The following is a 9219-nucleotide window of genomic DNA, read 5'->3' as shown; positions in this document are numbered from 1 at the left end:
CAGGGATTTGCCGCATCCTGATCGGCGCGGGCATCCCGGCGCGGTCGATTGTGCGGGAGTGAAGGGTCGCGCGCTGCTTTCGCGGGGAAGGCGTCACGGCTTCACGAACCGATAGGCGAAGCGATCGGTGTTGCCTTTGATGGCGGGATCGAACACCTTGATCGTGTGCGGGTCGTCCTTGTTCGCGAGCAGGGTGCTTTGCGCGTCCAGCACGAAGCCGGCCGCCTCCACCTCCTTGCGAACGGATGCAGGCTCGATCCGATGCAGCGACTGGGCCTCGCTCGTGCCCGCCCCGAGCGCGGCAGCGTGGTCGACGATGACGTAGCACCCGCCGGGCTTCAGCCGCTCGTAGACGGCTCGATTGAAGTCGGCCGCCGTCGCGCCCCGGGCCTGGATCAGCGCGGTGTGGAGATCGTGGTAGAACAGGTGCAGCCAGAGGACGTCCGCCGGTCGCGTCGCCTCCGGCATCGCCACGAGGTCCGCCGAGACGGCTTCGACGTTGTCTCGACCCGGCTCCCTTGCAAGCGTCTGGATGCGACCGAGCGGATCGTTCTTGAAGTGCGCGACTTCGGCCGGCACGAAGCTGTCAACCCGTCCTTCGCCTCCCACGATCTCGGAGAAGAGACGGGTCCAGTCGCCGTCGCCCGGGTAAACGTCGATGACGGTGGAGCCCGCATTGATGCGTGCGAACCGGATCAACTCGGACAGCTTGGATTGGTCGTACATCTGGATCTCCTTTAGGCTTGGGCATTCGACACGCGCGCGGCTCGTGCCAGTGCCTGCGTGTCGATGTATTCCCTGATGTTCGTCAGTTTGCCGTTGCGAACGGTGATGGCGAAGACCCAGTCGTCCCTAAACGTCTTGTTCGTGGCTTTGATCTTCCCCTTCGCGAAGCCGACGACCAGGACCCGGTCGCCTTGCGCGACGAACTCCCGGGGTTCGGTGGACGTTTCGACCGACCTGGATGCCGTCTCCAGCAGATCCGTCACCCCGTCGTGCCCGCGATGCGTTCCGGCCAGCGGCCAGTCCTCGCCCGGAATGATCCACTCGATGTCCTCAGTGACCAGCGCCAGCAGAGCCTCTCTGTCGCCACGGCCGATCGCGGCGAAGAAGTCCTTCACGGTCTGGATGTTCTTCTCGATACTCATGGGAATTTCTCCGTTTCGCTCGGATCGGATCGCGCGCGATCCGATCGCATGCTTCGTGTCCCCGTGTTCATCAGCCGAACTTGACCAGATCCTTGAAGATCAGGTGGCCCCAGCTGTTTCCGCGCGCCTGCACGAGCAGTCCGCCTTCGGAAAGCCCGCCGAGTTTGATCGGCGCGAAGCCGAGCTTTTCCGCAAGCGCGCCGATCTCCGCTGCGGCGGCGTCATCGTCGCTGGCCAGGAACACGACTCTCCTGCCGCCATGGACGGCCGGATCCTGACCAAGCACGGCAGCACCCAAATGGTTGAAGCCCTTGACCAGTCGACCGCCGGTGAAGGCTTGCGCGAGGGCCTTGGACGAAGGTTGTCCTCCCAGTTTCTCAAGCGGCACGCCGTAGGCGTTGGTCACATCGATGATGGTCTTGCCCTGCCAAGTGGGCAGCGCCTTCGCGACATCCTGGTGCGACTCGAAACGGACCGCCAAAAAGACGATGTCCGCCTTGACCGCGTCCACCAGCTTTTTGGGAATGATCGAAGGTCCGATCGCGGCCGCGGCGGATGCAAAGCTTTCCGGGTCGCGCGTGGTTGCAACGGATACTTCGACGCCATTGCGGGCAAACGCCCTGGCCAGGGCCTGGCCGATATGGCCGAAGCCGATAATCGCGTAGCTCATGGTGTTTCTCCGATCTTGTGTCGATGGCGCGGTCAGACCTGCGCCATGCCGCCATCGACGGCGAGATCCACGCCGGTGATGTAAGAACTTTCATCGGAGGCGAGGAAAGTGACGGCAGCCGCGATTTCCTCCGGCTTGCCCCTGCGCCCCATCGGGACCTGTGAAGCAAATCCGGCGGCCGCTTGCTTGGCTTGCTCGGCGGTCAAGCCCGTCGTTGTTTCCAGGGCAGGGGTTTCGGTTGGTCCGGGGCTCATCGTGTTGACGCGGATTCTGCGGTCCTTCAGCTCCAGCGTCCAAGCGCGCGAGAAGCTGCGCACCGCCGCCTTGCTCGCGGCGTAGACGCTGAACCCTGGCAGCCCCTTCACGTTCGACACCGAAGAGTTCAGGATGATCGAACCGCCATCCCTAAAGAGGGGAAGGGCCTTTTGCACTGTAAAGAACAGCCCCTTCACGTTGACGTCGAAGGTCTGGTCGAAATGGGCCTCGGTAGCCATCGCGAGCGGTGCGATCGTTCCCGCGCCCGCGTTCGCGAAGAGAATGTCGATGTGACCATGTTTCTCTTTCACGACGGCATAGAGCCGGTCCAGATCTTCCAGGCGCGACACGTCGCCGATGACCGTCGTCACGTTTCTCTCGATGAAGGCCGTGGCTTCCTTCAGTTCTTTCTCGCGTCGCCCGGTGATCACGACATGCGCACCTTCGTCCACGAAGCGCTTGGCTGTGGCCAACCCGATCCCGCTGCTGCCGCCGGTGATGATTGCGATCTTGCCTTCTAGTTTTTTCATGATCTTTCTTCCTTCGTTGTGTGTGTGTGTGGACCAGGCGCGGGACTGCGCCGGGATCAGAGTTGCGCCAGGCCGCCGTCGACGGCGACTTCGCTGGCGGTCATGAAGCTGCTGTCCGATGAGGCGAGAAAGGCGGCCACGGCCCCGATCTCCGCGGGATCGGCCATGCGCTGCAGCGGGGTCATCGCGGCGAACACCTTCTGGCCTTCCTCGCCCAACGCTTCCTTCGCGAGTTCGGTCGCGGTCGCCCCGGGCGACAGCACGTTGACGCGGATGCCGCTGCCCTTCAGGTCCTCCGCCCAGGTCCGCGCGAGGTTGCGTACGGCCGCCTTGCTCGCGCTGTAGGCGCTCATGGCCGGAGCGCCCGTGGTGCCCGCGCTCGATCCGGTCAGGATGATCGAACCGCCCCGGCGCATCAGCGGCAGCGCCTTCTGCACCGTGAAGATCGTACCCTTCACATTGGTGTCGAAGGTTTCGTCGATATGCGCGGCGGTGATCTTGCCGAGCGCAAGCTGGCTTCCCGCGCCGGCATTGGCGAAGACGATGTCGAGGGTTCCGCGCTCGGCCTTCACCGCCGCGTAGAGCCGATCGAGGTCGGCCTCATCCGAGACCGAGCCCTTCACCGCGCGGGCATTGGGGCCGAGGGCGGCGACAGCTGCGTCGAGCGCTTGCTGCCGGCGGCCGAAAATGAAGACGAAGGCACCGTCCTCGATGAAGCGCTTTGCCGCGGCGCGGCCGATGCCGGTCGCGCCACCCGTGATGACTGCAACCTTGCCGTCAAGCTTTCCCATAATTTCTCCTGTCGTGGTGCCGGGACAGCATCTGCCCCCGACGTCCCCGACATAGGTCCGCCGGCGTCAGGCGTTGAGTGCGGAAGCGCGCACATCGGTGGTGCAAAATCGATCCGGCCGCGCGTCCGACGCCAGCCGCGACGGTCCGCCGTTCGGAACTGGGTCGTATTTGTCGGAACTGGCTATGATGACCCCTCGGACTGCTGTAGGAGGCGTCAGATCCGGGCTTTGGAAGGCGCACCGCGCGGTGCGGGATTGCACCATGATCGACTGGGATGACGTTCGCTATTTTCTAGCCGTCGCGCGCGGAGGCTCGGTGCGGGCGGCCGCCGAGCACCTCGGTGTGAACCACGCGACCGTGCTGCGACGCATCGCCCAGCTCGAGGAACGCCTCGGGGTCCAGATGTTCGAAAAGCTGCCTTCGGGCTACCGCCTGACGGCTGCGGGCGAGGAGGTCCTCGAATTCGCGGACCAGATGGAAGCCTCCTCACACCTGCTGGAGACGCGTGTGTTCGGGCGCGACCAGAGCGTGCGTGGGCGTCTGCGGGTGACGCTGGCGCCGCCGCTTGCGACGCACCTGCTGATGCCCGATTTCGCCGATTTTGCGCGCCTGCATCCTGATATCGAGATGGATATCTTGTCGGCCGGCGAGCTGGCTAATCTGACCAACCGGGAGGCCGACGTCGCGATCCGCGTCGTCTATGACCGCAAAACCCTCCCGCAAAATCTTCACGGCATGAAGGGACCGGAGCTGTTCGGCGCCGTCTACATATCCAGGGATCGGCTGGCCGCCTGGCGCGCGGGCGCGCCTGATCCCTTCCGCTGGATCGTCATCAGCATGCACGGCATCCCGGACTGGGCCAGCGCGGGCGAGGTCCGCACCACGGGCGTTCCATTCAGGACCTCAGACGCCGGGACGCAGATCGCTGCGGTCCGGCAAGGGCTCGGGATCACGACGCTGCCGTGCTTCGTCGGCGATGCCGACCCCCTGCTGGTGAGGGTGCCGGGCACCGAGCTACACATGTACGGAACGGTTTGGCTCCTCACACAGGGCGAGACACGCAAGACCAAGCGCGTGCGGCTCTTCACCGAGTTCGTATCCCGCAGGCTCGCCGCGTACGCGCCGCTTCTCGCGGGGCTGTCCGTATCGCGCGACTGACGTGGGGCAGGTCGGTCCATTCGGATGCCGTCCGGTGGTCGGCCGGGAATGCCTTGAAATACAAGCCGCCCTCCTATATGACTACTGTAGTCATATTGGAGGACTCATGCGAGAGATTCAGCTTCGTGACGCAAAGGCTAACCTCTCCGCGGTCGTCGATGAAGCGGTCGATGGCAAGCCCGCGATCATCACGCGTCACGGTAAAAAGCAGGCGGTGGTCTTGAGCTATGAGGAGTGGCGGCGTCTGTCGCAGGTGCCGAGCTTCGGGCGCCTGCTGATGGCGGCCCCCGTGCGGGCCGGCGATGTGCCGACGCGTAATCGCGCCAAGCTGCGCAAGACCGACTTCTGAGACGTGTATCTCGTCGATACCAATGTCATATCTGCCGCCTCGCCGAACCGGCCGACGCCTGCGGCACTCGTCGCGTGGATGGATGCGCAATCCGCCTCCTTGTTCTTGTCCGTCGTGACGATTGCGGAGGTTGAGGACGGAATAGCCAAATTGCGACGCGAGAAAGCCACGCGCAGGAGTAGAGATTTGGCTCAATGGCTGGAAGCCGTGCTGCACCTGTATGAGGATCGAATCCTGGCGTTCGATACCCCCACTGCGCGGATCGCCGGACAATTGTCGGACCGCGCGCGAGGGCAGGGGCATTCTCCGGGATTTGCCGATATCATGATTGCCGCAACTGCGCGTCAGCACTCGTTGACGGTCTTGTCACGCAACGCGAGGCATTTCCTGCCGCTCGGCGTACCCGTGCATGATCCCTTCGACGAGCTGCCGCCGTCCTGATCATCGCGCAGGCATAGGGAGGGCGTGGCCTCTAATTGGCTGCCCACCGCTACTCCGCCCCAACCGAACCCGCCTGTCGCTGAGCCGCGATCAGCATCTCCACGAACGCCGTCACCTTGGGCGGCCGGAAGCGGGCCGCGGGGTAGACCGTGTGAATGCCGCCGGATGGCAGTTGCCATTGCGGCAGGATGTGAATGAGGCGGCCCGCCGCGAGATCGTCGGCCACCAGGAAGTCTGGCACCGCCGAAAGGCCGCCGCCGGCGAGCACGGCCGCGAGTACCCCCGGCGTCGTGTCGATCGCGATGCTTGCTTGCAGCCGCACAGCGCGTCGATCGAGATCGCCGCGCGAAAACTGCCACAGCAGCGGCTCGCGCAGCGCCATGTTGGCGATGAACGGCAGCGTGACGATGTCGTCGGGATCGCGCGCGGCGGCGATCCGATCCGTGAACGCGGGAGCGCCGACCAGACATTGCCGGAACGATCCGATCTTGCGCGCCTGCAGGCTGGAATCGACCAGCCAGCCGACACGGATCGCCATGTCGATCTGGCCTGAGGCGAGATCGACCGTCTGATCTTCGAGCGTCAACTCCACGCGGCAGTTGGGATAGCGCGCCGCGTAGGCGGTGACGACGGCGACGACGACGGCCGTGCCGTAGTCGTTGGGCGCCGTGATCCGCAATGTGCCGGTCGGCGCGGCGGCGGCCTGGGCGAGTTCGTCGAAGGCATCCTCCGCCTCGCGCAGGATCATGGAGCAGCGCGCATGAAACATCCGGCCCGCCTCGGTCGGATGGACCCGGCGCGTCGTGCGCACGAGCAGGCTGGTGCCGAGATCGCGCTCCAGCTGCGCCACCTGCTGGCTGACCACGGCCTTGGTGATGCCGAGCCGCTCGGCCGCCCGCGTGAAGGATCCGGTGTCCACGACGGCTGCGAAATAGGCGAGGCGGTTCAGGTTCATAGGCCCTACCCGGTGAGATCAGACTGTAAGTCTATCACATACATTCTGTATATTTTGTTGATATTTATCTATCAATTCCCGCGTGCCACATTGCGGTTCAAGGAGATCGCCATGTCCGCGCCCATTCCCATCACCTACCTGTTCGATCCGCTCTGCGGCTGGTGCTACGGCGCCGCCGCGCTGCTCGAACAGCTCGTCGCCCGGCCGGATTTCGCTGTCGAACTTGCGCCGACAGGCCTGTTTGCCGGCGAGGGCGCGCGTCCGATAGACGACGGCTTTGCCGCTTATGCCTGGAGCAACGACCAGCGGATTTCGCGCTTGAGCGGCCAGCCCTTCAGCGAAGCCTATCGCCGCGATGTGCTGGGCGACCGCACGCGCCTGTTCGATTCCGGCCCGACGACACTGGCGCTCACGGCAGTCGCGCTCATGGCCCCGGATCGGGAGTTCGCGGCGCTGAAGGCCTTCCAGCTCGTCCGCTATGTCGAAGGACGCGACAGCACGGACATCTCCGTTCTGTCGGACGTGCTGCGCACGATGAATTTGCCTGAGGTTGCCGCGCGTCTGGCGAGCCCCGACGCTGCACTGATCACCGCTTACCGCGCGCGCCTGGAGGCTGCGCGTGCCGAGATGCGCCGGTTCGGTGCCAACGGCGTCCCGGCCCTCATCGTCGGGACGGGCCATGATCGCCGCCTGATGCAGGCGAGCGCGCTGTTCGGCAGCCTCGACGTCCTCGTCGACGGACTCAAGGCGGCCTGAGCGCCGCGCTCAACAGAGACCGGACCATCCAGTTTGAATTTCGCGATCCCAGACCAGCACCAGGAGACCAACATGCCGACAAGGAGAACCATCATGAAGACCACTCTCGCCGCAGGCGCCGCCGCAGTCTTCGCACCCGCAGGCCTCGGCCATGCCGCCGGCGGGCTCGCCTGGAAGCATTTTCCAGCCGGACAGAACGGCTTCTTCCGGGCACCCGTTCTGGTGTCCGGGCCGAGCGAAGCCGTGCTGATCGATGGCGGCTTCACGCTTCCCGACGGCAAGGCTGTTGCCGACGCCATCAAGGCAACCGGCAAGAAGCTCACCACCATCTTTATCAGCCAGTCGGACCCGGATTATTATTTCAGCCTCGGCGCGATCAAGGCGATCTTCCCCGAGGCCCGCGTGCTCGCGGCGCCCGCGACCGTGGCGGCCATTAACGCCAGTGTGGAAAAGAAGCTTGCGGTCTGGGGACCGCAGCTCAAGGCGAACGGCCCGCAGGTGCTTGCCGATGTGGTGATCCCCGAAGCGTTCGACGGCAAGACGCTCAGCGTGGACGGCGAGACCATCGAGATCGTCAGCGCGGACGGCCTGGTCAACCGGCGCTATCTGTTCGTGCCCTCGCTCAACGCGGTGTTCGGCGGCGTGCTGATCTTCTCGGGCGTCCATGTCTGGACCGCCGACACGCCGACCAAGGAGCAGCGCGGGGCCTGGATCGCCAATCTCGAAAAGATCGCGGCGCGCAAGCCGGCGATCGTCGTGCCCGGCCATGTGTCGGTGGATGCAAAAACCGACCTGTCCGGCGTCGAGCACACAATCGCCTACCTCAAGGCGTTCGACGAAGAGCTGGCCAAGGCCAAGGATTCCGCGGCGCTCAAGGCAGCGATGGAAGCGCGCTTCCCCGGCCTCGGCATGGGCGTTGCGCTCGACATCGGCGCCAAGGTCGCCACCGGCGAGATGAAGTGGGGCTGAGATGGGTGCGAATCTCGACCTGATCCGCGCCACCTATGAGGGATCATCGTCGGAACAGAACGGCCGGAATCTCCTGGCCGCTCTCGCGCCCGATGCCGCATGGACCGAAGCGGAGGGGTTTCCATACGCGGGCACCTATGTCGGACCCGACGCGATCATATCAGGCGTATTCCGGCGTCTCGCCACCGAATGGACCGGCTACCGCGCCGATGTTCACACCTATCTCGAAGACGGCGACCGCGTCGCCGCCTTCGGCGTCTACTCCGGGACCTACAACGCGACCGGCAAATCCATGCGCGCGACGTTCGCGCATCTCTATCTGCTGAAAGACGGCAAGATCACCAGCATGACGCAATATGTCGACACCGTGATGGTGCAGAAGGCGCTGGAGCCTGCTGGCCGCTAACAGCCGGCTGACGTCGGAATGTAGAGGAGGGGAGCCCGCGACATGCGGGCTCCCTTTTTTCATTTTTGACGGCTGCTAAACCTTGATGAAGTTGTGTGCGGCCAGCGCGCCGAAGGGCAGGGTTGCCAATCGTCCGCCGACGTCGAGCGATCCCAAATCGACCGGGAAGAAGCCGGTGTCTTCGATGAGCTTGCGGACCTCTGCCTTTGCGGCAGCGTCATTACCCGAATAGAACAGCACGCGCCGGCCACCCGCCGCTTCCGGCTCCGACAGCGCCGCAACGTCGTTATGGTTGAACGCCTTGACCACGCGGGCGCCCGGAACGAATTGGCTGAAGATCTCGCTCGAATGCTTGTCGCCGAGATCGACGGCCTTGATGCCGTAGGCCGCCAGTGGATTGCTCGGGTCCTTCGCATCCGCCGAGTTGGGATCGAGGAATTCCACCGGATTGGTGGCGTCGATGACGATGCGACCGTTCCAGGCCGGCAAGCGGCTGAACACCTTCTCCACATCAGTCCAGCGGATGGCGGCGATGACGATATCGGCGCCGGCTGCCTCTTGCACGGTGCCGGCCTTGATTGAAGGGCCGAACTCCTGAATCAGCGACGCCAGCGATTCCGGTCCGCGGCTATTCGAAATCGTGGCCGATATCCCTTTTTTGGCCAAGGCACGTGCGAGGCTCGAGCCGAGGGCGCCAGAACCGATGATACCAATACTCATGATGGACTCCTGTGAGGTGAGGGGCTTGAAAACCAGGACCGCCGGCGCCCCGAAGGCTGGTCGGCCATCC

Annotated in this window: 13 protein-coding genes; 6 read left to right on the top strand and 7 right to left on the bottom strand. The window is 64.5% G+C overall.

What is annotated here, in order from left to right; translation table 11 throughout:
• Nucleotides 1-93: 93 nt before the first annotated feature.
• The 5 genes from FXB41_RS22555 to FXB41_RS22535 form a co-directional block, all read right to left on the bottom strand.
• Complete coding sequence (locus FXB41_RS22555) at nucleotides 94-726, bottom strand: class I SAM-dependent methyltransferase (RefSeq protein ID WP_219683246.1); 633 nt, start codon at nucleotides 724-726, stop codon at nucleotides 94-96.
• An 11-nt stretch (nucleotides 727-737) separates the two neighbouring features.
• Nucleotides 738-1148 (bottom strand): nuclear transport factor 2 family protein, encoded by a 411-nt coding sequence (locus FXB41_RS22550; RefSeq protein WP_219683245.1) that lies wholly within the window; start codon nucleotides 1146-1148, stop codon nucleotides 738-740.
• A gap of 70 nt (nucleotides 1149-1218) precedes the next feature.
• Nucleotides 1219-1818: an NADPH-dependent F420 reductase gene (locus tag FXB41_RS22545; protein WP_219683244.1), complete on the bottom strand. Its 600-nt coding sequence runs from the start codon at nucleotides 1816-1818 to the stop codon at nucleotides 1219-1221.
• A gap of 32 nt (nucleotides 1819-1850) precedes the next feature.
• Complete coding sequence (locus FXB41_RS22540) at nucleotides 1851-2603, bottom strand: glucose 1-dehydrogenase (protein ID WP_219683243.1); 753 nt, start codon at nucleotides 2601-2603, stop codon at nucleotides 1851-1853.
• 56 nt (nucleotides 2604-2659) lie between these two features.
• On the bottom strand, nucleotides 2660-3394 hold the full coding sequence (locus FXB41_RS22535) for an SDR family NAD(P)-dependent oxidoreductase (protein ID WP_018459185.1): 735 nt from the start codon (nucleotides 3392-3394) through the stop codon (nucleotides 2660-2662).
• A 262-nt stretch (nucleotides 3395-3656) separates the two neighbouring features.
• Between FXB41_RS22535 and FXB41_RS22530 the strand changes: the two genes are divergently transcribed.
• The 3 genes from FXB41_RS22530 (at nucleotide 3657) to FXB41_RS22520 (ending at nucleotide 5343) form a co-directional block, all read left to right on the top strand.
• Nucleotides 3657-4553, top strand: coding sequence for a LysR family transcriptional regulator (locus tag FXB41_RS22530; protein ID WP_219683242.1), 897 nt, complete (start codon nucleotides 3657-3659; stop codon nucleotides 4551-4553).
• A 106-nt stretch (nucleotides 4554-4659) separates the two neighbouring features.
• The gene (locus FXB41_RS22525; RefSeq protein WP_007592169.1) at nucleotides 4660-4902 is read left to right on the top strand and encodes a type II toxin-antitoxin system Phd/YefM family antitoxin; all 243 of its coding nucleotides are present in this window, start codon (nucleotides 4660-4662) and stop codon (nucleotides 4900-4902) included.
• 3 nt (nucleotides 4903-4905) lie between these two features.
• Nucleotides 4906-5343 carry a type II toxin-antitoxin system VapC family toxin gene (locus FXB41_RS22520; protein WP_219683241.1) on the top strand — a complete coding sequence of 146 codons (438 nt, stop codon included), beginning with the start codon at nucleotides 4906-4908 and terminating at the stop codon, nucleotides 5341-5343.
• A gap of 49 nt (nucleotides 5344-5392) precedes the next feature.
• On the opposite strand, the gene FXB41_RS22515 is transcribed toward FXB41_RS22520, so the two are convergent.
• Nucleotides 5393-6298 carry a LysR family transcriptional regulator gene (locus FXB41_RS22515; protein ID WP_219683240.1) on the bottom strand — a complete coding sequence of 302 codons (906 nt, stop codon included), beginning with the start codon at nucleotides 6296-6298 and terminating at the stop codon, nucleotides 5393-5395.
• A 111-nt stretch (nucleotides 6299-6409) separates the two neighbouring features.
• Here FXB41_RS22515 and FXB41_RS22510 point away from each other — a divergent pair, with 111 nt between their 5' ends.
• The 3 genes from FXB41_RS22510 (at nucleotide 6410) to FXB41_RS22500 (ending at nucleotide 8429) form a co-directional block, all read left to right on the top strand.
• Nucleotides 6410-7054 carry a DsbA family protein gene (locus FXB41_RS22510; protein WP_219683239.1) on the top strand — a complete coding sequence of 215 codons (645 nt, stop codon included), beginning with the start codon at nucleotides 6410-6412 and terminating at the stop codon, nucleotides 7052-7054.
• A gap of 72 nt (nucleotides 7055-7126) precedes the next feature.
• Nucleotides 7127-8023, top strand: a complete 897-nt coding sequence (locus FXB41_RS22505; protein WP_219683238.1) for an MBL fold metallo-hydrolase — start codon at nucleotides 7127-7129, stop codon at nucleotides 8021-8023.
• Nucleotide 8024: 1 nt separating this feature from the next.
• Nucleotides 8025-8429: a nuclear transport factor 2 family protein gene (locus FXB41_RS22500; protein ID WP_219683237.1), complete on the top strand. Its 405-nt coding sequence runs from the start codon at nucleotides 8025-8027 to the stop codon at nucleotides 8427-8429.
• Between the two features lie 75 nt (nucleotides 8430-8504).
• Here FXB41_RS22500 and FXB41_RS22495 read toward each other — a convergent pair whose 3' ends face one another.
• Nucleotides 8505-9149, bottom strand: a complete 645-nt coding sequence (locus tag FXB41_RS22495) for an NADPH-dependent F420 reductase (RefSeq protein ID WP_007592158.1) — start codon at nucleotides 9147-9149, stop codon at nucleotides 8505-8507.
• Nucleotides 9150-9219 lie beyond the last annotated feature (70 nt).

This window comes from Bradyrhizobium canariense (genome assembly GCF_019402665.1).
Taxonomy (GTDB): Bacteria; Pseudomonadota; Alphaproteobacteria; order Rhizobiales; family Xanthobacteraceae; genus Bradyrhizobium; species Bradyrhizobium canariense.
This window is presented reverse-complemented; position numbering and strand designations above follow the sequence as displayed.